Origin of the sequence: Streptomyces sp. NPDC059443, from assembly GCF_042750105.1 — a bacterium.
GTDB lineage: Bacteria > Actinomycetota > Actinomycetes > Streptomycetales > Streptomycetaceae > Streptomyces.
Window position 1 is genome coordinate 236816 of record NZ_JBHYVM010000001.1, and the last position, 23016, is coordinate 259831.

At 72.5% G+C, this 23016-nt stretch carries 21 protein-coding genes and 1 pseudogene; 8 read left to right on the top strand and 14 right to left on the bottom strand.

The window, feature by feature from the left end; genetic code table 11:
• Nucleotides 1-151: 151 nt before the first annotated feature.
• Both ACFXDJ_RS01100 and ACFXDJ_RS01105 read right to left on the bottom strand, forming a co-directional pair.
• Entirely contained in the window at nt 152-781 is a 630-nt protein-coding gene (locus ACFXDJ_RS01100) for a LytR C-terminal domain-containing protein (protein ID WP_384847476.1), read from the bottom strand.
• A 137-nt stretch (nt 782-918) separates the two neighbouring features.
• Nucleotides 919-1215, bottom strand: a complete 297-nt coding sequence (locus ACFXDJ_RS01105) for a type II toxin-antitoxin system VapB family antitoxin (RefSeq protein WP_112446725.1) — start codon at nt 1213-1215, stop codon at nt 919-921.
• An 88-nt stretch (nt 1216-1303) separates the two neighbouring features.
• Between ACFXDJ_RS01105 and ACFXDJ_RS01110 the strand changes: the two genes are divergently transcribed.
• Together ACFXDJ_RS01110 and opcA are read left to right on the top strand one after the other, a co-directional pair.
• Nucleotides 1304-2884 carry a helicase HerA-like domain-containing protein gene (locus tag ACFXDJ_RS01110; protein WP_384650111.1) on the top strand — a complete coding sequence of 527 codons (1581 nt, stop codon included), beginning with the start codon at nt 1304-1306 and terminating at the stop codon, nt 2882-2884.
• A gap of 123 nt (nt 2885-3007) precedes the next feature.
• Complete coding sequence (opcA, locus tag ACFXDJ_RS01115) at nt 3008-3943, top strand: glucose-6-phosphate dehydrogenase assembly protein OpcA (RefSeq protein WP_384650113.1); 936 nt, start codon at nt 3008-3010, stop codon at nt 3941-3943.
• On the opposite strand, the gene ACFXDJ_RS01120 is transcribed toward opcA, so the two are convergent.
• Nucleotides 3889-4365, bottom strand: coding sequence for a cupin domain-containing protein (locus ACFXDJ_RS01120; protein ID WP_384650115.1), 477 nt, complete (start codon nt 4363-4365; stop codon nt 3889-3891). The genes opcA and ACFXDJ_RS01120 overlap by 55 nt on opposite strands.
• A 61-nt stretch (nt 4366-4426) precedes the next feature.
• On the bottom strand, nt 4427-5029 hold the full coding sequence (locus tag ACFXDJ_RS01125) for an HhH-GPD-type base excision DNA repair protein (RefSeq protein ID WP_384650117.1): 603 nt from the start codon (nt 5027-5029) through the stop codon (nt 4427-4429).
• A 108-nt stretch (nt 5030-5137) separates the two neighbouring features.
• Here ACFXDJ_RS01125 and ACFXDJ_RS01130 point away from each other — a divergent pair, with 108 nt between their 5' ends.
• Nucleotides 5138-5950 (top strand): VOC family protein, encoded by an 813-nt coding sequence (locus tag ACFXDJ_RS01130; protein ID WP_384650119.1) that lies wholly within the window; start codon nt 5138-5140, stop codon nt 5948-5950.
• Nucleotides 5951-5983: 33 nt separating this feature from the next.
• Here ACFXDJ_RS01130 and ACFXDJ_RS01135 read toward each other — a convergent pair whose 3' ends face one another.
• Nucleotides 5984-7852 carry a tetratricopeptide repeat protein gene (locus ACFXDJ_RS01135; RefSeq protein ID WP_384650121.1) on the bottom strand — a complete coding sequence of 623 codons (1869 nt, stop codon included), beginning with the start codon at nt 7850-7852 and terminating at the stop codon, nt 5984-5986.
• A 74-nt stretch (nt 7853-7926) separates the two neighbouring features.
• Nucleotides 7927-8349 carry a hypothetical protein gene (locus ACFXDJ_RS01140; RefSeq protein WP_384650123.1) on the bottom strand — a complete coding sequence of 141 codons (423 nt, stop codon included), beginning with the start codon at nt 8347-8349 and terminating at the stop codon, nt 7927-7929.
• Between the two features lie 220 nt (nt 8350-8569).
• Here ACFXDJ_RS01140 and ACFXDJ_RS01145 point away from each other — a divergent pair, with 220 nt between their 5' ends.
• Nucleotides 8570-8989: a molybdopterin-binding protein gene (locus ACFXDJ_RS01145; protein WP_384847449.1), complete on the top strand. Its 420-nt coding sequence runs from the start codon at nt 8570-8572 to the stop codon at nt 8987-8989.
• Between the two features lie 38 nt (nt 8990-9027).
• Here ACFXDJ_RS01145 and ACFXDJ_RS01150 read toward each other — a convergent pair whose 3' ends face one another.
• The 3 genes from ACFXDJ_RS01150 to ACFXDJ_RS01160 all read right to left on the bottom strand — a co-directional run bounded on the left by ACFXDJ_RS01150 (nt 9028) and on the right by ACFXDJ_RS01160 (nt 13165).
• Entirely contained in the window at nt 9028-9474 is a 447-nt protein-coding gene (locus tag ACFXDJ_RS01150) for a molybdopterin-dependent oxidoreductase (protein WP_384650127.1), read from the bottom strand.
• A gap of 92 nt (nt 9475-9566) precedes the next feature.
• Nucleotides 9567-12341: a molybdopterin-dependent oxidoreductase gene (locus tag ACFXDJ_RS01155; protein WP_384650129.1), complete on the bottom strand. Its 2775-nt coding sequence runs from the start codon at nt 12339-12341 to the stop codon at nt 9567-9569.
• On the bottom strand, nt 12338-13165 hold the full coding sequence (locus tag ACFXDJ_RS01160; protein WP_384650131.1) for an FAD binding domain-containing protein: 828 nt from the start codon (nt 13163-13165) through the stop codon (nt 12338-12340). Before ACFXDJ_RS01160 ends, ACFXDJ_RS01155 begins: the two co-directional genes overlap by 4 nt.
• A gap of 254 nt (nt 13166-13419) precedes the next feature.
• Between ACFXDJ_RS01160 and ACFXDJ_RS01165 the strand changes: the two genes are divergently transcribed.
• Nucleotides 13420-14907: a helix-turn-helix domain-containing protein gene (locus ACFXDJ_RS01165; RefSeq protein WP_384650133.1), complete on the top strand. Its 1488-nt coding sequence runs from the start codon at nt 13420-13422 to the stop codon at nt 14905-14907.
• Between the two features lie 46 nt (nt 14908-14953).
• Here ACFXDJ_RS01165 and ACFXDJ_RS01170 read toward each other — a convergent pair whose 3' ends face one another.
• Nucleotides 14954-15352, bottom strand: a complete 399-nt coding sequence (locus tag ACFXDJ_RS01170; protein WP_384650134.1) for a molybdopterin-binding protein — start codon at nt 15350-15352, stop codon at nt 14954-14956.
• 118 nt (nt 15353-15470) lie between these two features.
• Here ACFXDJ_RS01170 and ACFXDJ_RS01175 point away from each other — a divergent pair, with 118 nt between their 5' ends.
• Nucleotides 15471-16316, top strand: coding sequence for a universal stress protein (locus ACFXDJ_RS01175; protein WP_384650136.1), 846 nt, complete (start codon nt 15471-15473; stop codon nt 16314-16316).
• 19 nt (nt 16317-16335) lie between these two features.
• Here ACFXDJ_RS01175 and ACFXDJ_RS01180 read toward each other — a convergent pair.
• Together ACFXDJ_RS01180 and ACFXDJ_RS01185 are read right to left on the bottom strand one after the other, a co-directional pair.
• Nucleotides 16336-17274 (bottom strand): annotated as a pseudogene (locus ACFXDJ_RS01180) (aspartate-alanine antiporter); the annotation flags it as partial.
• A gap of 441 nt (nt 17275-17715) precedes the next feature.
• Nucleotides 17716-18363: a TetR family transcriptional regulator gene (locus tag ACFXDJ_RS01185; RefSeq protein WP_384650138.1), complete on the bottom strand. Its 648-nt coding sequence runs from the start codon at nt 18361-18363 to the stop codon at nt 17716-17718.
• Nucleotides 18364-18472: 109 nt separating this feature from the next.
• Between ACFXDJ_RS01185 and ACFXDJ_RS01190 the strand changes: the two genes are divergently transcribed.
• Both ACFXDJ_RS01190 and ACFXDJ_RS01195 read left to right on the top strand, forming a co-directional pair.
• Nucleotides 18473-18745 (top strand): hypothetical protein, encoded by a 273-nt coding sequence (locus ACFXDJ_RS01190; RefSeq protein WP_384650140.1) that lies wholly within the window; start codon nt 18473-18475, stop codon nt 18743-18745.
• Nucleotides 18746-18895: 150 nt separating this feature from the next.
• A complete protein-coding gene (locus ACFXDJ_RS01195) occupies nt 18896-20602 on the top strand; it encodes an alkaline phosphatase family protein (RefSeq protein ID WP_384650142.1) in 1707 nt (568 codons plus the stop codon).
• Nucleotides 20603-20682: 80 nt separating this feature from the next.
• Here the strand turns inward: ACFXDJ_RS01195 and ACFXDJ_RS01200 are convergent, their stop codons facing one another.
• Together ACFXDJ_RS01200 and ACFXDJ_RS01205 are read right to left on the bottom strand one after the other, a co-directional pair.
• Nucleotides 20683-21216, bottom strand: a complete 534-nt coding sequence (locus ACFXDJ_RS01200) for a hypothetical protein (protein WP_384650144.1) — start codon at nt 21214-21216, stop codon at nt 20683-20685.
• Between the two features lie 22 nt (nt 21217-21238).
• Nucleotides 21239-22750, bottom strand: a complete 1512-nt coding sequence (locus ACFXDJ_RS01205; protein WP_384650207.1) for an alkaline phosphatase — start codon at nt 22748-22750, stop codon at nt 21239-21241.
• Nucleotides 22751-23016: the final 266 nt, after the last annotated feature.

The window sequence follows — 23016 nt, forward strand, 5'->3', positions numbered from 1 at the left end:
GGGGGGCGGCGGGGGCCCCCGCATTTACCGCTGCCCCATTTTAGCCCGGCGGGGCGCCGAACTACCCCCCCCACCACGCAGCGGCGCGGCCCCGGGGCCCCCCCCCCTTCGTCGTTCGCTTCGGGCTTCAGGGGTTCAGGGGTTCACGGGTTCAGCACTTCTTGGCGGCCGCGGGCTGCGGGTTGGCCAGGGCGGCCAGCGCCTTGTCCGCCTCTTCCTTCGGGGTGAGCTCCTTGAAGGCGTCACCGAGGATCAGGTCGATGTCCGCGCTCTCGCGGGCGTCGGTCTGGTGCGTGGCGCCGCCCAGGTTGGTGCCGAGCACGGAGAAAGTCGCCTTGTCGGTCTGCGGCGAGCCGACCAGTATCCCGGCGCCCGGGACCTTCTTGTCGAAGTCGGCGGGGGCGTTGCCGACCTTGCCGATGAGGAAGCCGCGTTTCTTCAGCTCGTCGCCGACCGCCTTGGCGAGGCCCGCGCGCGGGGTCGCGTTGTAGACGTTGACCGTGATCGTGCCGGGCTGCGGGAGCGTGACCTGGGGGGCCGCGGAGGCCACCGCCCCGGCCGCGCCCGCCTTGGGGGTGGGGGTCGCGCAGTCCTTGGGGGCGGCCGCGGTGCCGCGTTTGTCCGTCCCGCCGCGGAACACGTCGATGAGCTGCATGGCCCCGTAACCGATCAGGGCGAGCCCGACGATCGATCCGAGCACGAGGAGGACGATCCGGCGGCGGCGTCGCGGGCGGGACATGCGGGGGTAAGCCGCTCCCGTCACGCGGTACTTTCCGCCCATGCCAGGGGGAGTGAGCATGCTCATGTGCGCAGCGTAATGCCGACCGGAGCCGATGCCCACCGAATCATCTGTTCATAGGGCAAGAGCGACCCGAAAGGCGCAACCGGGACGTAACCGGCGCCCTTTGACCGGCTCGGTCAGCCCAGTTCGAGGACGCGCGCGTGCAGGACCTGGCGCTGCTGGAGCGCGGCGCGCACGGCGCGGTGCAGCCCGTCTTCCAGGTACAGGTCGCCCTGCCACTTCACGACGTGGGCGAAGAGGTCTCCGTAGAAGGTCGAGTCCTCGGCGAGCAGCGTTTCGAGATCGAGCTGGCCTTTGGTCGTCACCAGCTGGTCGAGCCGGACCGGGCGCGGGGCGACATCCGCCCACTGCCGGGTGGTTTCCCTGCCGTGGTCGGGGTACGGCCGCCTGTTTCCGATGCGCTTGAAGATCACACGGAAAGCCTACCGGGCCGGTGCCTGCGGGCGCAGCCTTGCGATGACGGTGCAAAGGTGGCGAATAGCGCTATTTCGGGAGTGATAAATGAGCGAGAGCACCGACCCCGCGTCCCCGGCAGGCCAGATCGCCGCCGGGTACGCCTTCACCGGACCCGCGCTCGAACTGGGGGCCCTGCTCTGGGACGGGGCCTGTCTGCCGGAGCGGCAGATCCGCATTCCGCTGTCCATGCTCAACCGGCACGGGCTGGTCGCGGGAGCCACCGGCACCGGCAAGACCAAGACGCTGCAGCTCATCGCCGAGCAGCTGTCCGCCAACGGCGTTCCGGTCTTCCTCGCGGACATCAAGGGCGATGTCTCGGGCATCTCCGCGCCGGGTGCGAGCAACGCGAAGATCGAGGAACGGGCCAAGGACGTGGCCCAGGAATGGGAGGCCACGGGGTTTCCCAGCGAGTTCTATTCGCTGGGCGGGATCGGGCCCGGCATCCCGCTCCGGGCCAGCGTGACGAGTTTCGGACCCGTCCTCATGTCCAAGGTGCTCCAGCTCAACCAGACGCAGGAGCAGTCGCTGGGGCTGATCTTCCACTACGCCGACACCAAGGGCCTGGAGCTGATCGACCTCAAGGACCTGCGGGCGGTCGTCGCCTTCCTCGTGTCCGACAAGGGAAAACCGGAGCTCAAGGGAATCGGCGGGCTGTCCACGGTGACCGCCGGGGTGATCCTGCGGGCACTGACCGCCTTCGAACAGCAGGGGGCCGCGGAATTCTTCGGGGAGCCCGAATTCGACACCAGTGAATTCCTCCGAACGGCGGCGGACGGGCGCGGGCTGGTCTCCGTACTGGAGCTTCCGGCGGTCCAGGACAAACCGCAGCTCTTCTCCACCTTCCTGATGTGGCTGCTGGCCGATCTTTACGGGGACCTGCCGGAAGTCGGGGACCTGGACAAACCGAAACTCGTCTTCTTCTTCGACGAGGCGCACCTGCTGTTCAACGGCGCCTCGAAGGCCTTCCTCGAAGCCATCACCCAGACGGTGCGGCTGATCCGGTCCAAGGGCATCGGCGTCTTCTTCGTCACGCAGACCCCGAAGGACGTACCGGCCGACGTGCTGGCGCAGCTCGGCAACCGGGTGCAGCACGCGCTGCGCGCGTTCACGCCGGACGACGCGAAGGCGCTGAAGGCGACGGTGAAGACGTTCCCGAACTCCGCGTACGACCTGGAGGAGCTGCTGACCCAGCTGGGGACGGGCGAGGCGGTGATCACCGTACTGAGCGAGAACGGCGCGCCGACCCCGGTGGCCGCTACGAGGCTGCGCGCGCCGCAGTCGCTGATGGGGCCGATCGACGCGGCGGCGCTGGACCAGGCGGTGAAGGCCTCGCTGCTCTACTCGCGGTACGCGGAGCCGGTCGACCGGGAATCGGCGTACGAGAAGATCAGCGCGGAGCAGGCTGCCGCGGAGGCCGAGGCGGAGGCGGCGGCCGCTGCCGCGGAGGCGGCGAAGGCGGCGAAGGCGGCGGCCGTGGCGGCCCGGAACGCGCCGAAGCCGGACCCCTCACTGGCGGAACAGGTGGTGGGCAGCGGGCTGTTCCGCTCGCTGGCCCGGTCGATCGGGACGCAGCTCGGGCGGGAGATCTCGCGGTCGATCTTCGGGACGGCGCGGAAACGGCGCTGACGGGGCGGTAGTCGGGCGGCAGCCGGGCCATAGCCGGGTGTCCGACGGAGCCTTGGTGGAGCGGGCCGGGTCCGGAGCCGGAAGGAGTAGTGGCGGGGCCGTGGTGGCTGCGAGACTCGGAGCATGCGGACCGAACTCACCGACACCACCTCCAGCAAGGTCAACCGGGCCCTGCTCGACGCCCGGCGGGCCATCGGCAGCCCGGCGATGGGGCTCGTGCTCAACCTCCTCATCGCCACGGACGAGGAGAACGCCTACGACGCCGTCCGCGCCGCCTCCGAGGCTTCGCGCGAGCACCCGTGCCGGATCATCGCGGTCATCAAGCGCACGGCCCGCGGCCCGCACCGCCTCCGGCAGAACCGGCTCGACGCCGAGCTGCGGGTCGGCTCCGACGCCGGGTCCGGGGAGATCGTGCTGCTGCGCCTGCACGGCACGCTCAACGAGCACGCCGGGTCCGTGGTGCTCCCGCTGCTCGTGCCCGACGCCCCCGTGGTCGCCTGGTGGCCCGCCGATGCTCCCCAGGCGCCGGCCCGGGACCCGCTGGGGGCCCTCGCGCAGCGGCGGATCACCGATGCGCAGGCGGCCGACGACCCCGTCGCGGTGCTCGACGCGCGGGCCGCGGTCTACGAGCCCGGGGACACCGACCTCGCCTGGACCCGGCTGACGCCGTGGCGCTCGCTGCTGGCCGCCGCCCTGGACCAGAAGCCGCTCCCGGTGACGGCCGCGACCGTGGAGAGCGAGCCCGGCAATCCGAGCTCCGAGCTGCTGGCCCGCTGGCTGGAGGACCGGCTCGGGGTCCCGGTGGAGCGGGTGGCCACCGCGGGACCGGTCATCACCCGGGTCCGGATGATCACCACCGGCGGGGAGATCCAGGTGGACCGCCCCGACGGGATCCTGGCCACCCTGCTCCTGCCCGGCAGCCCCGACCGCAAGGTGGCCCTGAAGATCCGCAGCAGCGCCGAGCTGATCGCGGAGGAGCTCCGCAGGCTCGACTCGGACGAGGTCTACGCCTCCGCGCTGCGCTTCAGGCGGTCGGCCCAGGTGTCGCTCTCCGCGTAGTGGTTGTCGTAGACCGGCTGGCTGTCGATGATGTCCTGGATCGTGGCCTCGCCGGCCCGGACCCGGCCGAGCAGCCGGTAGTAGTCGAAGCGGCCCATGCCCGGGGTGAAGCCGACGAAGACCTCGGCCGTGCTGTCGGCGGCCGGGGCGAAGGCGTGCTTCACACCGGGCGGGACGGCGAGGAAGTCCCCCTTGGTGAGGGTGTGTATCTCGTCGCCGACGAGGACGTCGAGCCGGCCGTCCGTGACGTGGAAGAACTCGGTCGCCTTGGTGTGGAAGTGCACCGGGGCGCCGGCCGCGCCGGCCTCGAAGCTCGCCGTGTTGCAGGTGAGTTCGGCGGTGTCGGTGAGCAGCGTGATGACGCTGCCGGGTCCGTCGGAGATGGATTCGGCAGCGGCGGCGCGGGTCAGGTTCTCGGTCATGATCACGAGTCTAGGGCGGGGGTCTGACAATCCCCGGGACTCGTCAATTCGGCTTCTCCCGCTACCCCTTGGCCGCCTTCGCCGCGGCCTTCGCCTCCTGCTTGTGCGCCCGTACCTTCGCCAGCGATTCGGGCCCGGTGATGTCGGCCGCCGACCGGTAGACGTTCGCCGGGCCGTAGCCGCCGGCCGCCTCCCGCCACCCCTTCGGCCGCACCCCGAACCGCTTGCCGAGCAGCGCCAGGAAGATCTGCGCCTTCTGCTCCCCGAAGCCGGGCAGCGCCTTCAGCCGCCCCAGCAGCTCGGCGCCCGTACCCGCATCGGCCCACACCGCCGCCGCGTCCCCGTCGTAGTGCTCCACGAGGTACGCGCACAGCTGCTGCACCCGCTTCGCCATCGACCCCGGGTAGCGGTGCACGGCCGGCTTCTCGGCGAGCAGCGCGGCGAAGGCCTCCGGGTCGTGGGCGGCGATCGCGTGCGCGTCCAGATCGTCGGAGCCGAGCCGCCGGGCGATCGTGTAGGGCCCCGAGAAGGCCCACTCCATCGGAACCTGCTGGTCCAGCAGCATCCCGACGAGCGCGGCCAGCGGGCTGCGGCCGAGCAGCTCGTCGGCCTCCGGCTGCTGGGCGAGCCGGATGGTGGCCGCCCCGAACGTGTCCTTGTCCATGGCTCCAGGGTCCCGCGCGGAGGCTCTCCCCGCGCGATTGTCAGACCCCGCACCTAGCGTGAGAGGCGAGACGGGTCACGTCGTACACGACACAGGAGTCGATCGATCATGGCTGAGTTCCCCGAGGGCGCACCCTGCTGGGTGGACGCGATGTTCACGGATGTGGAGGGCGCCAAGAGCTTTTACGCCGCTGTGCTGGGCTGGACCTTCGGCGAGTCCAGCAGCGAGTACGGCAACTACACGCAGGCCTACTCCGGCGGCAAGGCCGTAGCGGCCGTGGTCCCGCCGATGCCTGGGCAGGAGGGGGCTTCGCAGTGGTGTCTGTACTTCTCCTCGCCCGACGCGACGGCCACCGCCGGGAAGATCAAGGCGGCGGGCGGCGAGGTGCTGATGGAGCCGATGCAGGTCGGTGACTTCGGCACGATGGCGATCGCCAAGGAGCCGGGCGGCGCGGTCTTCGGCGTCTGGCAGCCCGGCGAGCACAAGGGCTTCGAGAAGTTCGGCGAGGCGGGTGCGTACGCGTGGGCGGAGGTGTTCTCGCGCGACGTGGCCAAGACGGACGGGTTCCTGCCGAAGGTCTTCCCGTACGGCGAGCAGCAGATGGAGGCCGGCGAGAACCCCGAGATGCCCGGCATGGACTACAAGGTCTTCAACCTGGGCGGCCCGGAGAACGTGGTGCTGGGCCGGATGAGCATGGGTGACGAGTTCCCGCCCGAGATCCCGTCCTACGTCCAGGTCTACTTCGGCGTCCCGGACTGCGACGCGGCGGTCGCCAAGACCCAGGAGCTCGGCGGCATGCTGCACTTCGGTCCGATGGACAGCCCCTTCGGCCGCTTCGCCGCGCTGACGGACCCGCAGGGCGCGGCGTTCGCGGTGATCGACATGTCCACGAAGGTGGGCGAGATGCCGAAGTTCGCCTGACGGACGGTACGGGTCTGACGTGGACGGGCGGGGTCACCGGGCCGGTGGCCCCGCCAGCCTGCGCCAGAAGGCGGCGTTGCCGCGGTTTTTGAGGACGTCGGGATGGTCGGGTCCCAGTACCCGTATCCGGTCGGCCAGCAGCTCTTCCAGCGCGGTGGCGGCGCCGGCGGCGTCACCGCCGGCGCCCCGGGCCATGGCGAGATTGCCCCGGCTGCTGAGGGTTCTGGGGTGATCGGGGCCGAGCCATCGCAGGCTGTCCGCCAGCAGTTGCTCATAGGCGAGGGTGGCACGGGGCAGATCGCCCGCCTCTGCCCACGCGGTGGCGAGGTTGGTGCGGGTGGACAGGGTGTGGGGATGGTCCACGCCCAGGACCCGGGTCCTGGCGGCCAGTACCTGTTCGAGCGAGGCAGCGGCCCCGGCCGGATCACCCGCTTGCCCCTGCAGGGTGGCGAGGTTGGCTCTGGCGCCGATGGCCGTTGGGTGGTCGGGGCCCAGAACGCGCTCGAAGTCGTCGCGCAGTCTTGTGAGACTGGCGATGGCGCCGCTGAGATCACCTGCCGAGGCCTGCCAGTAGGTGAGGTTGGCGCGGATGGTGAGGGTCTCGGGGTGGTCGGCGCCCAGGACGCGGGCGAGGTCGTCCTGCAGTTCCACGCACGCGAGCGTCGCCCCGGCCACATCACCGAGGAGTCCTTGCCACCGGGCGAGGTGGCCCCGGACGAGCAGGGTGCTGGGATGGTCCACCCCCAGGTGGCGGCGGGTGGTGGGGGCGAGCTGCCGGTAGTACTCGACGGCGTCGGAGATCCGGCCCGATTCGCCGAGGCTCGATCCCGCGCGGAACAGCACCTGGTGCATATCCGGCCGGTGCAAGTGCTCCTCGGCGTGTGCCGCGAGGGCGGCGGTATTCGCCCGCAGGGACTGTACGAGTTGTGTGTCGGCCTCGCGCTCGACGTCGGGCCAGGCGGCGAGGAGTCTGGCCGCGACGCCCCGGGCCAGCACCCCGTACTCCTCGGCGGTGAGGGTTTCCCGGACCGCGCGCTGGATGAGCTGGTGGACGCGGACCTGGCCGTCGGCATGGTGGACGAGGCTCAGGCGGTGCAGGGCGCGCAGCGCCCCGGAGGTGTTGTCGAGGGGCAGGAGGACGGCGGGGATGCCGTTCGGGTCCAGCATCGACAGGAACTGGAGGACCGGGCGGGCCCACCCCACCGGCCGCAGGGCGTCCGCGCGGTCGATCGAGAGGGACCAGGCGGCGGCCACGGTGACGGACTGGTCGTCGGGCAGGGTGCCCGGCTCCGGGAGGAGGTCGGCCAGCGAGCGGGCCCGGTCGGCGAGCAGGCGGCGGTACGCGGCGCAGTCGAGGCCCGCGTCGTGCAGGTACGCGGCGGCCTGGGAGAGGGCCAGCGGAAGGTACCCCAGGTCACCGGCGAGGGCGGCGATCTCCCCGGGCGGGTCGGTCCGGCCGTGCGAGAGGTACGCGACGGCTTCGGCCGCGCTGAACACCTCGACCTCCACCGCGCGGCGGCCCGGCCCGGTCAGCGCGGCGTCCCGCCGGCGGGTGGTGATCAGGGTCCGGCCGCAGGGGCTCCGCGGGGGCCAGAGGCCGCGCAGGTCGGCGGGGTCGGCGAGGTCGTCCAGCACGATCATCCAGCGGTGCGGGCGCTCTCCGGGGGCGGGCTCCAGCCAGGCCAGGAGCCGGGCGGCCGCCGTGTCGGGGTCGGCGGGATCGGCGCCGAGGAGCCGGACGGCGGCCTGGGCGTAGGCGTCGACGATGGCCGTACGGGCGCTCGCGGTGACCCAGACCAGCAGGTCGAGCTCCCCCGCCTGCCAGGCGGTACGGGCCCTCGCGGCGGCGAGCTGCGTCTTGCCGACCCCGCCCATGCCGGACAGGACCTCGCCGTCCGCCACCGCCCGGGCCTGGAAGCAGGCGGCGCGGGGCGGGAGGGTCCCGATCTGGAGGGGGCTTGGCGATGCCGGTCCGGTCAGCCCTGGGACGGAGCCGGCGGGGAAGGGTGGCTGATGTGGATGCCCCCGTGGACCACGTTCGCCGCGACCTGGCCGCCGACCGCCCGCACGTCCCGGCCGGCCGCTATCCCGCCGGGGGCGGCGGTCCGGGGGAACAGGGCCCGCAGGCCGGCGGCCGCCTGGTCCCGGTCGGGGCCGGTCAGGGCCTCCAGGTGCTGTTCGATCAGGGTCTGCCAGATCGTCTCCTGGCGGAGCCGGGCCCGCTCGGATCCGTCCTCGGCCAGCTCGGCCGCCGTGCGGTCCAGCCGGGCGGCGGTGTCTCCGCGCCCGAACCACCGGGCCACCCGGTCCCGTACGCCCTCCCAGGCGTCGGTACTGGCCGCCTGGACGATCCCGGCCCCGCCCATCGCGGCGATCGCCGTCAACGATTCCTGCAACATCGCACACCCCCTGCCGACTCAACCGACCGTAGTGCCCACGAGGTTCCCGTGCGGGGCGATCCGGTGATCCGGGCGCATCGGCCAGCCGGTCGGGTGGTTCCGGCTGGTGGATGCGAGGGGCTGAACGCAAGTCAGCGAGATGCCGCATAGCGTCGGTCCAGTGATCCAGTGCGGTCCCCCCGGGCCGTACGAAATGTCTACGTAAGAGGTCGTACCACTCATGAGCCTGAGCATCCGCAACCAGATCGCCGGCACCGTCACCGCCGTCACCGCCGGTGAGGCCATGGCGACGGTCAAGGTCCGCCTGGAAGGTGGCCAGGACATCACCGCCGCGATCACCACCGACGCCGTCAAGGACCTCGGCATCGTCGCCGGCTCCTCCGTCAAGGCGCTGGTCAAGGCCACCGAGGTGGCCCTGGCGACGGCGGCCGTCGACGGGATCTCCATCCGCAACCAGATCGCCGGCACCGTCGCCGACGTCGCCACCGGTGGCGCCATGGCGTCCGTCAAGGTGGACGTGAACGGCGGCGGCCTGACCGCCGCCATCACCAAGGACGCCGTCGACGCGCTCGGCCTGGCCGCCGGATCCCCCGTCGTCGCGCTGATCAAGTCGACCGAGATCAGCCTCGCCACCAACTGAATCAGCCTGGCCACGAGCCGAGTCGGCCACCGACCGGGTCAGAGGCCCAGGCTCGGCGGGGACAGCGCGCCGAACCACACGTGGGTGACCGCGCTGACGTAGCGCGCCCCGCACCGGTCCGTGGGGACCACCAGCTGCGCGCCCGCCCCGTCGAGGTCCTCGCCGTCGAGGCGGGTCGCCAGCAGGATCGGGCTGTTGCCGAAGTCGGGGTCCAACTCGGCCCAGGACAGCACCGAATGGTGCCCGTCGCCGCCGGTGACCGCGAGCAGGAAGCGCGAACGGTCCTTGCGGCGGCGGGGGTCGAAGGCCGGGCCCGCGTCCGCGATGACCTCGCGGAGCAACGGGCCCTCGAACACGTGGTGCTGCGGACCGTTCGTCGCGCAGTCGAACGTGACCGCGGCCCGGTGCTGTGCCCAGTCCCGCAGGTCCGCGACGCTCAGCGTCGCCGGGTGGTCCAGATCGCCGTGCAGCATGAGTTTGGCCATGGCTGAGTCATGCCCGGCGGCGACCGTTCCGGAACCTCATCTGCAAGGTTGAGAGGTTGATATGAGTCGCAGGTGTGTGGTCATTAGTCAGTTCAGCCTGGCAGATTCTGAGACATCTTCTGCCATACGGCATCCCGGAGCAGCGGCATCTCCGTGAAGCGGATGCCCGTCGCGTCGCGCAGCGCGTTCGCGAAGGCCGGGCCCACCGGGTTGAAGGGGCTCTCGGACATGGACTTCGCGCCCAGCGGGCCGATCGAGTCCGAGGTCTCCGTGAAGTGGACCTCGGTGCGCGGGACGTCCGCGTACTGCGGCAGCCGGTAGCGGCGGAACGCCGCCGTCGTGACCTCGCCGCGCTCGTCGATCCGTACGGTCTCGAAGAGGGTGGCGCCCAGGGCCTGCGCGACGCCGCCCTCCACCTGGCCGAGGCACTGCATCGGGTTCATCACCTTGCCCGCGTCCGCCGAGTGCACGCTGCGCAGGATCTTCATCTCCCCGGTGCCGGGGTCCACGGCCAGCCGGAACCACTGGGCGTTGAACGCCACCGAGCGCGGGGTGCCGCCGAAGTGGCCCTCGCAGCTGATCTCGCTCGCCTTCCCCTTGGCGTGGGCCGCCTCGTAGAGCTCCTTGAGGGTGACCGGTCGGCCCGCGCAGTCGAAGGACTCGGGGCCCAGCAGGCACAGGTGCCGGGCGACGCCCGTGTGCTCGGAGGCGAAGGTCTTCATGCGCTCGGCGAGCGAGGTCGCGGCGAGCAGCACCGCCTTGCCCGCCACCACCGTGCCGGCAGACCCGAAGGCGCCGGTGTCGTGCCGGACCACGTCGGTGTCGGCCTGGCGCACGGTCAGCCGGTCCGCGGTGGTGTTCAGCGCGTCCCCGGCGAGCTGCTTGTGGACGGTGGTGGTGCCGTTGCCGAACTCGGCGGTGCCGACCGCGATGTCGTACGTGCCGTCCCGGAGCAGGGTGATCGTGGCGTCGGCGTAGTGGCCGCGGGGCGGGCTCGTGGCGATCATCGACACGGCGGTGCCCTGGCCGGTCACCCAGCCCGGCGGGACCTGCTCCCGGCTGGTGTCCTCGGCGATCGCCTTGCGGACGACGGCGAGGCATTCGGCCAGCCCGTAGCTGGCGATGAACAGGTCCTCGTCGTGGCCGATCGGGGTGTGCATGTGGTCGAGCGGGCCGATGATGTTCTTCTCGCGGAATTCCAGGGGGTCCATGCCCAGGCGCCGCGCCACCTCGTCCATCGCCGACTCCAGGGCGAAGGTGGTCTGGCCCAGCCCGTAGCCGCGGAAGGCGCCCGCCGGGACGACGTTGGTGTAGACGGAGTAGGCCTCGACCTTCTTGTGCGGGGCCTTGTAGATCACGAAGGACTCGCCGGCGCTGTGGTACATCACGCCCGGGCCGTGGTTCCCGTACGCGCCCGTGTTGGACACGATGCGCATGGAGATGGCGGTGAGGGTGCCGTCGGCGCGGGCGCCGAGCTTGATCCGGACGGTGAAGGGGTGCCGGGTGCTGGCGCCGTAGAACTGCTCGGCGCGGGTGAACTCCAGCTTCACAGGCCGGTGCAGTTTCATCGCCGCCAGGACGACGATGTCCTCCGCGAACATCTCCTGCTTGCCGCCGAAACCGCCGCCGACCCGGCCCGCGACCACCCGGACCTCGTCCTCGCCGAGGCCGTAGAGGGCGCACAGGGCGCGCCGGGTCAGGAACGGGGTCTGGGTGGAGGAGCGGACGGTGATTCGCTCGCCGCTGCCGTCCTCCTTCGGTTCGAAGTAGGCGACGCAGCCGTGGGTTTCGAGGCTGGCGTGCTGGACGCGCTGGGTCTGGAAGGTCTCCTCGTAGACCACGGCCGCCTCGGCGAAACCCTGCTCCACATCGCCGATCTCGCCGTGCACCTCGCCGGCCACGTTGTTCTCGACGCGGGCGATGCGCGCCTGCGGCCCCTTGCCCGCGTGGATGACCGGCGCGCCCGGGGCCATGGCCTTCTCCGGATCGATCACGTACGGGAGTTTCTCGTACGTGACCCGGATCCGGCGGCAGCCCTCCTCCGCGGCGCCTTCGCTGTCGGCGACGACGGCCGCCACGCGCTGCCCGACGAACCGGACCACGTCGTCCAGCAGGCGGGTGTCGTCGGGGTCCTCGTGCGGGTGTTCGTGGCGGGCGCTGGAGTAGAGCACGTCCGGGGCGTCCTCGTGGGTGAACACCGCCCGCACCCCCGGCACGGCCAGTGCCTCGGAGGTGTCGATCGCGGTGATCCGGGCGTGTGGGTGCGGGGAGCGCAGCAGCTTCATGTGCAGCAGGCCGGGCACGTCGATGTCGAAGGTGTAGCGGGCGACGCCGGTGACCACCTGGGGAGCGGCGGGCGCGCCGAGGTTGCGGCCGACGGCCTTGCCCGCCTCGGGCTCCTCGATGTGCTTCACGCCGCGGACGGCGTCCTCGATGGCGCGGTAGCCGGTGCAGCGGCAGATGTTGCCCTTGAAGGCGCGCGGCAGGTCGTCGAGCTTGCCGTCGCAGTGGGCGGTGCCCTTCTCGGCCTCCAGGGCGGCGGTGGTCATCACGAACCCGTTGGTGCAGAAGCCGCACTGGAAGCCCTGAGCCTCCAGGAACTTGCGCTGCACCGGGTGGAGTTCGCCGTCGGGGTGCGCGAGGCCCTCCAGGGTGGTGACCGAGCGGCCTTCGGCGCGGACGGCCGGGTAGAGGCAGCTGTGCACGGCCTGCCCGTCCACATGGACCGTGCAGGCACCGCAGTCGCCCTGGTCGCAGCCCTTCTTCACGCCGAACCAGCCGCGCTCGCGCACGTAGGTGCGCAGGCACTGGCCGGGCCGGGGCTCGTTCTCGAACCGCTGCTTGTTGATCTCGATCTCATAGCTCATCGGGAGGCCTCCTCCAGCGTGAGTTCGGCGCGGATCTCCTCCGCCAGGCGCAGGGCCATGTGGCGCCGCCAGGCGGGCGTCCCGTGGATGTCGTCGAACCATTCGTCGGGGCGGACGGTGTCGTCGATCGCCGAGCGCAGTTCCGCGGTGGTCGGCCACAGGGCGAACCAGAACCGGAAGGGGCGCGTCGTGGCGGCCGAGACGGTCAGGGCGAAGGAGCCGTCCCGGGGGTCGGCCGCGCCGATGACCAGGGCGGCCGAGCGGCCGAGCCCGTAGAGGGAGCACTGGCGGAACGCGGTCCGGCACTCCAGCGAGCGGGCCGGGATGCGGACCGAGCGCAGCAGCTCGCCTTCGCTCAGGTCCTTGACCCCGGCTCCGAGGATGAAGTCGGCGACGGGCAGCCGGCGGGTGGCGCCGTCCTGGCCCTGGAGGAGGACCGTGCCGTCGAGGGCGGTGGTGAGGGAGATCACCGGGCCGGCGGGGAGGCCGTTGCAGAGGTTGCCGCCCACGGTCGCCATGTTCCAGATCTTGAAGCTGGCGAGGAAGGCGCGGCAGCACTTCTCGAAGAGCGGTGCGGCGGTGGCGGGCAGGGTCCGGCCGAAGCGGGACAGCTCGGTGATGGTGCAGGTGGCGGCGATGTCGAGGGAGCCGTCGGGCTGCCGGGACAGGGGCGGCCAGCCCATCCGGGAGAGGTCGACGAGGCGGCGGACGTGGGGCTGGGGCTCGGAGAAGAGGTACGTGCCTCCGCCGAGCCAGGCGTCGCCGGGACGCCAGGGTTCGCGACGGCGGGCGTCACGTACGTCGAGCACCGTGTTGAGGTCCATTTTCCGCCACCTTCGCTGTCCTCGTATGCCGGGTAAGCCGTCCGCAGGCGGTTTCGTCCGTCCTAGCGTCAGTGAACCAACGGGGTGGCGGCGGGGACGACTGGTCCCGGCCACGGAAAAACACGAGGGCCGCGCAGGCGGCACTGGTGGATCATCCAATAGGCCTTCTCTGGGATTGCCCTTGCATTTACCATGGTGAACCTCATATTCGCCTCGCGATTGTGGGCTGCCACCCGCCGCAAGGAGTCCCCGCCATGCACGTCCTCGATCTGCTCCAGTCCGACAACCTCGGCCTCACCCTGCTGTGGGGCGAAGAGCACCTTCTCGGCCAGGAGGTCAGCGGGGTGACCGCCACGGATCTGGAGGACCCGGGCCGGTTCCTGGGCCCGGGCGAGCTCGTGCTCAGCGGCCTCGTGTGGTGGCGGCCGGGCGCCACGGCCGCCGGCCGGACCGACCGGTTCGTCGCCGCCCTCGCCTCCGCCGGAGCGCGGGCGCTGCTGGCCGGCGAGGAGACCCACGGCGGGGTGCCCGACGAGCTCGTCGCCGCCTGCCGTGCCCACCGGATGCCGCTGGTGGCGGTGCCCGCGCAGACCAGCTTCCGGGCCGTGACGGAGGCGGTGTACCTGCGGCAGTGGGGCGACCTGAGCAGGCGCCCGACCCGGCTCTTCGCGCTTCCCGAGAACGTGCGCGGCGAGCTCAGCCGGCTCCTGGAGGGCGGGGCCGGGCCGGCGGAGCTGCTGGACCGGGCCTGCGCCCACCTGGGCCGGGTGCCCTGCTACCTGCTGACCGCGAGCGGCCGCACGGTGGCCCGTACCCCGTCCGCACCCGCGATACCGGCCCCGCGGGCCTCCGTCGCCGCGCTGTCGCGGGGCGGGGTCACGCTGCGGATCGAGGCCGAGAGCTCGCCCTACGACGCCTGGCAGCTGCACGTCCCGGACGCGGACGCCGCCCCGCCGAGGGTGCTGCACGAGATCGCCGAGGTGTTCGCGCAGTACCGCGACGGGGAGACCCGACGGGGCGCCGCGCGGCGTGCGGCCGGGCGGGAACTGCTCGCGCTGGTGGCGTCCGAGAGCGCCGAACCCGACGTGCTCGGCGCCGCGCTGGCGGCGGCCGGACTGCCCGCGCAAGGCCCGTACCGGGTGGTGGCCGCGACGGACGCGGACGCGCTGGCGGAGGCACTGGAGCACCTGGACGGGGTGCTGTGGGCGGCGGGTGAGGCGGGGGCGGTGCTGCACGAACCCGCGGAGCCGGACGCGGACGCGGTCCCGGCCGGGGGCCAGGGCCCCGTGGCGGACCGGCTGCGCGCGCTGTGGCCGCTGCTGCGGGCGTGCGGCGGCCCGGAGGCCGACCCGCGGCTCGGCGTGGGCGCGCGGGCGGATTCGGCCGAGGGGCTACGCGCGTCACTCAGCCAGGCCCGCTTCGCCCTGACGGCGGCGGACGCGGCGGTGCCGGTGCGCGGGGTCGAGCAGCTGGACACCCTGGCGGAACTGCTGTCCGGGGTCCCGCCGGAGGTGCGCGGGGTGTTCGGGACGCGGACGCTGGGGGCGCTGGGGGACGGGATGCTGCGCGAGACGCTGGAGGTGTTCCTCGCCAACAACTGCTCGTGGACGCGCACGGCGGAGGCGCTGCACCTGCACGTGAACACCGTCCACTACCGGATGGAGCGGGTGGAGGCGCTGACCGGCCGCGACCTGTCCCGGCTGGACCACAAGCTGGACCTGTACGCGGCGCTGCACTGCTGAGCTTGGCCTTGGCCCAGCCCCGGACCGGCCCCGGACCGGCCTAGGCCTAGGCCAGGTCGACGTGGACGTCCGTGGACTTCACCCGGGCCGTCACGGTGACCCCGACCGCGATGCCGAGCTCCTCCACCGATTCCCGGGTCACGACGGAGACGATGCGGTGCGGCCCCGACTGGATCTCCACCCGGGCCGCGACCTCGTCGAGCAGGACGGCGGTGACGATCCCGGCGAAGGAATTGCGCACGGAGGTGGCCGCGGCCGTCTCCGGGACCGGATGCAGCCCGGCGGCACGTTCCTTGGCGAAGGCGGCGAGGGCGACCCCGTCGACGCTGCGGACCCCGTCGGGGGCGCGGCGCGCGGGCAGCCGCCCCCCGTCGGCCCAGCGGCGGACGGTCTCGGGGCTCACGCGGAGCAGGCCCGCGGCCTGCCCGATGGAGTACGAGGGCACCCGCGCAGCCTAGGGCCTTTCGGCGAAGCCGTCGGGGCGGGGGCGGGAGTAGCGTCGTAGGTGCGACCAGGCGGCGGCCCACTGCATGCGGCCGCGGCACGAAAGAAAGGTGCCGCCGATGTCCCTCCCGTCCTCCGAGTCCTCTCCGTCCTCTCCGTCCTCTCCGTCCCTCCCCTTCCTCGTCGGATTCGACGGATCCGTCCGCAGCCTCGCCGCCGCCCGCTGGGCCGCGCGGGAGGCACGGTCGGCCGGGGCCGTGCTCCGGCTGCTCCACGTGGGCCAGGCCTGGCCCACCATCCAGCCGATCTCCCCCGAGTTCCAGCCCGTGCTCGGCGCGAGCGCGGTGGCCGCCGAGGCCGTGCTGGCGGCCAGCGCCGACGAACTCCGTGCCGTCCACCCCGGCCTGACCGTGGAGACGGCCACCGCCGAGGGCGGACCGGCCGGCGAGCTGACGCGCGCCGCCGCGCACGCCCGGTTGCTCGTCGTCGGAGCCGGCGGGCACAACCGCCACGTCCCGTTGCTCGGCTCCACGGCGCTGCACGTGGCCGGACGCTGCGAGATCCCCGTCGTCCTGGTCCGGGAGCAGGCCGCCGAGGGTGCGCACCGCGGCCGAGGGGTGGTCGTGGGCGTGGACCCGGCCGGCGACTACGAGGCCGTCCTCGGCTTCGGGTACGCCTGGGCGGCCGCGCACGGGCTGCCGCTGCGCGCGGTGCACGCGGGCCCGGAACCGTCGGAGTTGCTGGAGGCCGCGGTGGCCAAGGTCTCCGCGCGGTACCCCGGGGTGGCGACCGAGTGCGTCAGCCGTGTCGGCGACCCCGCGCACGTCCTGGTCGACGAGTCCGAGGCGGCCGACCTGCTGGTCATCGGCCGCCGCCACCACCGCCCCCTGCACGGCCTCGGCCCCACGGACCACGCGGTGGCCCACTACGCCCGCGGCCCGGTGGCCCTGGTCCCGCACGGCTAGGAAGCGGTGGCAGCGGGGGCTACCGCCGCAGCAGGACGATCACCGAGCCCCACATCGTCAGCAGGACGTTGCCCAGGGCGTAGGGGACCGTCGTGCCCAGGGCCGGGATCTGGCTGCGGGCGCGCTCCGTCAGGGCGCCGAGGGCGGCCGTCGTGGTCTGGGCGCCGGCCAGGGCGCCGAGCAGGATCGGCAGGGGGAGGCGCTGCACGAAGTGCCCGTAGGCGAATCCGGCCAGCAGCGGGACCGTGGTCACGACCGCGCCCCAGAGCAGCAGCGGCCAGCCCGCCTCGCGCAGGCCCGGGACGAAGCTGGGCCCCGCGTTGAGGCCGACGATGGTGACGAACACGCACAGGCCGAGCGTGCCCATCAGCCACTGCGCCGCCGACGGCAGGTTCCCGTACGTGGGGTACCTGCTCCGGATCCAGCCGAAGACCAGCCCCATCAGCAGCGCCCCGGTGGAGGTGGACAGCGAGAGCGGGGCGCCGGCCGCGTGCAGGGCCGGGATGCCCAGGCAGCCGCCGAGGAACAGCCCGAGGGCGATCCACACCATGTCGGTGGCGAAGCTGGTCGGCACCGGCTTGCCCAATTCCCGCGCGGCCTCGTCCACCAGCCTGCGCGGCCCGGTGAGGACGAGGGTGTCGCCGCGTTCCACCGTGCTGTCGAGCCGCACCCGAAGGTCCGTACCGGCCCGCCAGTGCTCCTCGACGAAGACCCCCGGCATGAAGTCCTCGTGGCGCAGGGTGCGGATCGTACAGCCGTCGCGGTTGCGGTCCGTGATGACCACGTGCAGGGATTCCGTGCGGTAGGCGAGGAGCTCGAAGTCGTCCGTCTCCATGCCGATGTGCGTGCGCGCGTCGTACGCGACGAGGTCGCCCCGGACCGCGCTGACGGCCAGGACGTCGCCCAGCTCGATCCGGGTGTCCGGGGTGTGGTCGAGGATCTCCCCCGCCCGGCGCAGCCTGGCAGGAGGCGGGGCAGCACCCCGGCGAGGAGCTGTGCGTGCGGGTGTGCGTTAGCTCGATTGGGTGGTTGTCGGATTGCGGCTTGCGGGAGCTGGGAGTCGGTCCGGTAGCGTCGCGGGTGCGATCTGGGACGCCGGGTGCGGTGCCAATGTGTGGGGCCCCTGCTCCTCCGGAGTGATGGGTCAGGGCCTCCCCGTCGCCTTTGGCCGCGTCCATTTGGCCAGGTCGTGAGGGAACCGGACCTCCCGGAACGGACCACGCACAGGATGCGTGTCGCCGCCCGGGTCGCGAAAGCCGGGACCTAGTGCGCCCAAGACCGTTCGGGGCGTGCCGCCGCGCAGAGCTCACTTATGCGCAGTGAAAAGGAACGGTACGTGACCGCGTAGGCGACGGCACGAGGTGGGCCTGGTCGGCGGCTCCGGCCGCTCCGGGAAACGTTATGTGGCGGTTTGCCCCTCCGCATGTCCGGAGTCGGCAGCCGGATGCCCGGAGTCGGTGACCGGGGGCGCCGCCAGCCGGCGGACCAGGCCGGCCAGGGCCTCCCGCTGCTCCCCGGGTTCGGCGCCGGCGGTCGCGGGGGCCACCATCCGGACGAGCTGGGGGAGGTTGAACCAGCCGGCGGTCAGGGCGATCACCGCGTACATGAGGTGGCCGGCGGGGAGCTCGCCGGTGAGCGTCCCGGCGTCCTGGGCGGCGCCGATGGCGGCGACCTTCCGGGCGTAGTGGCCGGTCCGCTCGTCCTCGGCGGCCACCGCCTCGCCCCGGTGCAGGCCCTCCCAGGCGAGCAGGCGCAGGAAGTGCGGGTTGCGGCGGTGGTAGTCGAAGACCCGGGCGGTGTAGTCGCCCAGGTCGGCCGCGGACTCGCCGGTGAGCGGGACGGCGTCGGCGAGCCGGCTCAGCTCGCATTCGAGGACGGCACGGAAGAGCGCTTCCTTGTTGCCGAAGTACTGGTAGATCCGCTCCTTGTTGACGCCGGCGCGGGTGGCGATCGCGGCGACCCGGGCCGCCTCGGGGCCCTTGGCCGCGAACTCCTCGATGGCGGCGTCGAGCAGGAGCTTCTTGGTGCGTTCCGTGTCCCAGGCCATGGGCCGACCCTACCGCAATCCCAACCAACCGGTTGGAGTTTCGGGCGGGCCGGGCTATTCTCCAACCGTGCGGTTGGAGAATGTCCACCGCCCGAACCAGGAGGAACCCATGTCCGCGAGCACAGCAACCTCCACCGCCTCAGCCACCCCGTCAGCCCCCACCGCGCCCTCCGTCCACCGCCGGGCCCTGATCACCTGGCTGGCGATCTACCCGACCGTCACCGTCGTCATGGCCCTGGTCGGCGGGGCCACGGCCGCCCTACCGCTGCCGGTCCGGACGCTGATCCTCACGGCGATCGTCGTCCCGATAGCCGTCTACGCCCTGGTCCCGGCCCTGGTGAAGGCGAACACCGCGCTCGCCGGCCGCCCCCGCCGGCGCTGAGGCCGCCGGCACCTGGCCGAGAGCACCTGGCCGAGACCAGACCCGCCATTCGCGGTGCGTTCACGCGCCCGCCGTCGCCGGTACGCGGGGCCGCACTACTCATGACCCGAGCCCCCCGCCACGCACTCACCGCGATCACCGGAGAAGCCCGTGTCCCGACGTTCCGTCCGCCTCGCCGCCTCACTCGCCGCCACCGGCGTCCTCACCGCCGTGACCCTCACCCAGGCGTACGCCGCCCAGGGCGCGGGGTCCCACGAGGACTCCCGCGACGGCGCGCAGGGCGCCCGCCACCACACGGCGACCAAGCACGTCCTGCTGATCTCCGTGGACGGCCTCCACCAGTCGGACCTGGCCTGGTACACGGCCGGGCACCCGCAGTCCGCGCTGGCCCGGCTCGTCGGGTCGGGCGTGCAGTACACCGCCGCGAAGACGACGACCCCCTCCGACTCCTTCCCGGGCATGGTCGCCCAGGTGACCGGCGGCGGCCCCGGCACCACCGGCGTCTACTACGACGACAGCTACGACGCCTCGCTGCTCCCCGCGGGCACCACCGACTGCAAGACGGCGAAGCCCGGAGCAGAGGTGGACCTCACCGAGAACCTCGACAGGAACCCGGCCGCGCTCGACGCCGGACAGGGTCTGACCGGTCTGCCGGGCAGCATCCTCTCGATGACCGGCCGTCCCGCGGCCCTGCTCGACCCCGCCAAGCTGCCGGTCGACCCCAAGACCTGCAAGCCCCTCGCCCCGCACTCGTACCTGCGGGTGAACACCGTGTTCGAGGTGGCCCGCCAGGCAGGTCTGCGGACCGCCTGGTCCGACAAGCACGCGGCCTACGACATCCTCAACGGCCCCTCGGGCGAGGGCATCCAGGACCTGTTCACCCCGGAGATCAACAGCAAGGCCCCGGACTTCCCGGCCGCCGCCGACTGGACCAAGGACAACCTGGCCACCCAGCAGTACGACGGCTACAAGGTGAAGGCCGTCCTCAACGAGATCGACGGCTACGACCACGCCCGCACCCACAGGACCGGCACCCCGGCGGTCTTCGGCCTGAACCTCCAGTCCGTCTCCACCGCCCAGAAGCTGCCGAAGTCCAACGGCCTGAAGGGCGGCTACGCGGCCAAGGACGTCCCCGGGCCGCTGCTCGCGAAGAGCCTGGACTTCGTGAACGACCAGATCGGCGCGCTGACCGCCGAGATCCGCAAGCAGCACCTGGAGGGCAGCACCACCGTCATCCTGTCCGCCAAGCACGGCCAGTCGCCGGCCGATCCGGCCGCGCTGACCCGGATCTCCTCCGGCCCGCTCGTCGACGGGCTCAACGCCGCCTGGAAGAAGGCCCACCCGACCGCCGCCGACGGCTCCGCCACCGGCGACCTGGTGGCGCACACGGTGGCCGATGACGGCGTCCTGCTCTGGCTGAACGACCGCTCGGCGACGGCCACCCGGTTCGCGAAGGAGTACCTGCTCGCCCAGAACGGCACAGGCACCGACATCGACGGCAAGCCGAAGGCCTTCACCGCCTCCGGCCTGACCGAGGTCCGCGTCGGTGGGGCGGCGGCCGACTACTACGGCGCCAAGCCCGGCGACGCCCGCGTCCCGGACCTGGTCGGCCTCTCCCGCTACGGGGTCGTCTACACCGGCGGCACCGGCAAGATCGCCGAGCACGGCGGTTCCGCCGCCGACGACCTGGACGTCCCGCTGATCGTCTCGGGCGCCTCGACCCCGCACGGGGTACGGGTCTCCGCGCCGGTGCAGACCAAGCAGATCGCGCCGACGATCCTGAACCTCCTCGGCCTGAACCCGCAGTCCCTCCAGGCGGTCCGCCGGGAGCACACCCGGGTTCTCCCGGTCCGCTGACCCCTCTAGCGGGAAACGCGAAGGGCCCCACCGCAAGCGGTGGGGCCCTTCGGTCATGCGTACCGCCGTGAGGGGCGCGGCTACTCGCTGACCAGGACCGGGATGGAGAGCACCACGCTCACCGGGGTGCCCGTGAAGGCGCCCGGGGTCACCGTGAAGGCGATGCCGTCCGGACCCGCGGCGCGGGGGCCGTCGTGGTGCTCGGCGCCCTTCGCGTCCTCGCCCTCCTCCTGGTACTCGAACTTCCCGGTCCCGACGAGGTGCCCGGCCGCGTCGTAGTACGCGCCGTCCACCTCCAGGGCCAGGGTGTCGCTGACGTCCGCGGTGATGGCCAGGCGCCCGGTGACGGTCTGCTTGCCGGTGAGCGCGAGGCCCGTCAGCTTCACACGGTCGTTGAACGGGCCCTGCTCCACGCGGACCTCGCCCGGCGCGGCCGGCTGCGCCAGGGAAGCGGCCGGCGAGGGCGCGCTCCGCGGCGCCGGCATGGCCACCGGGGACACGGAGACGGCGGGTGTGCCGGCGCCGGTGTCCTTGCTGCCGGAGCAGCCCGTGGCGAGGGTGAGTACTGCGGCGGCGGCCAGCGCGGCGGCCGCGCTGCGGGCGAGGTGTCTCATCGGTTCTGCTCCTGGACCTGGATCAGTGGGCGGAGCGGCCGAACAGCGAGCGGTACATCTTTCCGTACAGCTCGGTGTTGTTCTGGCTCGCCGCGAAGGCGTTGCCGCCCGGACCGTAGGCGTAGATCGGGACGTCGGCACCGGTGTGGTTGCCGGACAGGTAGGTGAGCCAGAGGCTGGCGTCCGCGCTGCCGTCCTTGACGCCCGGGGCGTCGTCGGGGGTGCGGAAGGTGGCCGGGGCGAAGTTCTTCGCGTCGGCGGAACCCGCACCGTTGAGGATGCCGCTGGAGCGGACCGGGTCCTTCGCGCCGGAGGTCGGGCGCGACGGGGTGCTGTTGTTCGCCGGGTTGCCCGCGTCGGTGTTGGCGGGCGGCGCGACGGCCTCGGCGTTGGTGTAGGTGCCGTGCTCGATGATGTTGAAGCCGGCGCACTCGTGGTCGGCCGTGACGATCACCAGGGTGTGGCCGTCCTTCTTCGCGAACTCGTAGGCCGCCTTGACCGCGTCGTCGAACGCCTTGACCTCACCGAGCGTCTGCGCGGCGTCGTTGGCGTGCGAGCGCTTGTCGATCTGGGCGCCCTCGATCTGGAGGAAGAAGCCCTTGTTCTTCTTGCCGCGCTCCTGCTGCTTGCGGTCGGCCAGCAGCGAGATCGACTTCTTGGTCATGTCCGCCAGCGTCGGCTCCTGCTTCTGCACGGCGTCCGCGGGCAGACCGGCCTTGGCCTGCTCGACGGTCAGGTTGCCGCGGTTGAAGAGGCCGATGACCTTCTTGCCGTTGGCCTTGTCCAGGTCCGCCTTGGTGGGGACCTTCTGGCTGGCGGCGGTCTGGGCGGGCAGGGCGGCGTCGCCGAAGCTGCCGAGCACCTGGTAGCCCTGGGCCTGGAGGGCCTTCTGGTCGTCGGGCTCGAAGCGGGCGAGGCCGCCGCCGAACACCACGTCGGCGGTGCCGTTGCGGGCGATCTGCTCGGCGATCGGGGTGATCAGCGTCTTGTCCGCGGGCGCGGCCTCGTACGTACCGTCCTCCTTCTTGGGGAGGCAGGCGGCGTCGGAGTAGACCGGGCCCTGGCAGCCGCGCAGCAGCGCGTGGCTGTACTGGGCCGCCGGGGTGGCGTCGGTGACCTCGGCGGTGGAGACGTTGCCCGTGGCGAAGCCGGCCGCGTGGGCCTGCTCCATCAGCGTGGTGACCTTCTTCTCGTACGCGTCGACGCTGATGGCCGCGTTGTACGTCTTGACGCCCGAGGCCCACGCGGTCGCGGAGCTGGCCGAGTCGGTGACCAGCGAGGGCTTCGCGGTGCCCTTCTCGACGGCGTACGTGGCGACCGCGCCGTAGTTCGGCAGCGTCTCCATGGTCAGCTTGCCGGAGGCCCCGTAGAACCGCTCGCGGGCGGCCGTGACGTGGGTGCGGCCCATGCCGTCACCGAGCAGGTAGATGACGTTGCGGATCTCGCCGCGCCCCTGGTCGCTGAACTGGGGCGCCGAGTTGGCGGTGACGGCGGTACCGGCGGCCACGGCACAGGTGATGGCCAGGACGGTCATTGTCTTCACAGATCTACGGCGCATGGGTGAGAGGTCCCCCTCGGATGGTGCGACTCGGGCAAACCGAAGGTAGGAGCGGGGCATGAACACGACACTCCTAAACAGTGGAGTCCAGTCGAACACCCAAAGGCCTGAACCGGGCCGGGAAGCGGGGGGGGGGGCCCCCCCCCCGCGCGGGGGGGCGGGGGGGGCGGGGGGGGGGGGCGCGGCGGCGGGGGCGCGGCGGGGGGCGCCCCCCCGCCGTGGGGGGGGGGGGCCGGGGGCAG

Excerpts from the sequence above, each read along its gene's own strand:
- ACFXDJ_RS01100 (WP_384847476.1), bottom strand. The coding sequence starts at position 781 with ATGGGCGGAAAGTACCGCGTGACGGGAGCGGCTTACCCCCGCATGTCC.
- ACFXDJ_RS01110 (WP_384650111.1), top strand. The coding sequence starts at position 1,304 with ATGAGCGAGAGCACCGACCCCGCGTCCCCGGCAGGCCAGATCGCCGCC.
- opcA (WP_384650113.1), top strand. The coding sequence starts at position 3,008 with ATGCGGACCGAACTCACCGACACCACCTCCAGCAAGGTCAACCGGGCC.
- ACFXDJ_RS01120 (WP_384650115.1), bottom strand. The coding sequence starts at position 4,365 with ATGACCGAGAACCTGACCCGCGCCGCCGCTGCCGAATCCATCTCCGAC.
- ACFXDJ_RS01125 (WP_384650117.1), bottom strand. The coding sequence starts at position 5,029 with ATGGACAAGGACACGTTCGGGGCGGCCACCATCCGGCTCGCCCAGCAG.
- ACFXDJ_RS01130 (WP_384650119.1), top strand. The coding sequence starts at position 5,138 with ATGGCTGAGTTCCCCGAGGGCGCACCCTGCTGGGTGGACGCGATGTTC.
- ACFXDJ_RS01140 (WP_384650123.1), bottom strand. The coding sequence starts at position 8,349 with ATGTTGCAGGAATCGTTGACGGCGATCGCCGCGATGGGCGGGGCCGGG.
- ACFXDJ_RS01145 (WP_384847449.1), top strand. The coding sequence starts at position 8,570 with ATGAGCCTGAGCATCCGCAACCAGATCGCCGGCACCGTCACCGCCGTC.
- ACFXDJ_RS01150 (WP_384650127.1), bottom strand. The coding sequence starts at position 9,474 with ATGGCCAAACTCATGCTGCACGGCGATCTGGACCACCCGGCGACGCTG.
- ACFXDJ_RS01155 (WP_384650129.1), bottom strand. The coding sequence starts at position 12,341 with ATGAGCTATGAGATCGAGATCAACAAGCAGCGGTTCGAGAACGAGCCC.
- ACFXDJ_RS01160 (WP_384650131.1), bottom strand. The coding sequence starts at position 13,165 with ATGGACCTCAACACGGTGCTCGACGTACGTGACGCCCGCCGTCGCGAA.
- ACFXDJ_RS01165 (WP_384650133.1), top strand. The coding sequence starts at position 13,420 with ATGCACGTCCTCGATCTGCTCCAGTCCGACAACCTCGGCCTCACCCTG.
- ACFXDJ_RS01175 (WP_384650136.1), top strand. The coding sequence starts at position 15,471 with ATGTCCCTCCCGTCCTCCGAGTCCTCTCCGTCCTCTCCGTCCTCTCCG.
- ACFXDJ_RS01185 (WP_384650138.1), bottom strand. The coding sequence starts at position 18,363 with ATGGCCTGGGACACGGAACGCACCAAGAAGCTCCTGCTCGACGCCGCC.
- ACFXDJ_RS01190 (WP_384650140.1), top strand. The coding sequence starts at position 18,473 with ATGTCCGCGAGCACAGCAACCTCCACCGCCTCAGCCACCCCGTCAGCC.
- ACFXDJ_RS01200 (WP_384650144.1), bottom strand. The coding sequence starts at position 21,216 with ATGAGACACCTCGCCCGCAGCGCGGCCGCCGCGCTGGCCGCCGCCGCA.
- ACFXDJ_RS01205 (WP_384650207.1), bottom strand. The coding sequence starts at position 22,750 with ATGACCGTCCTGGCCATCACCTGTGCCGTGGCCGCCGGTACCGCCGTC.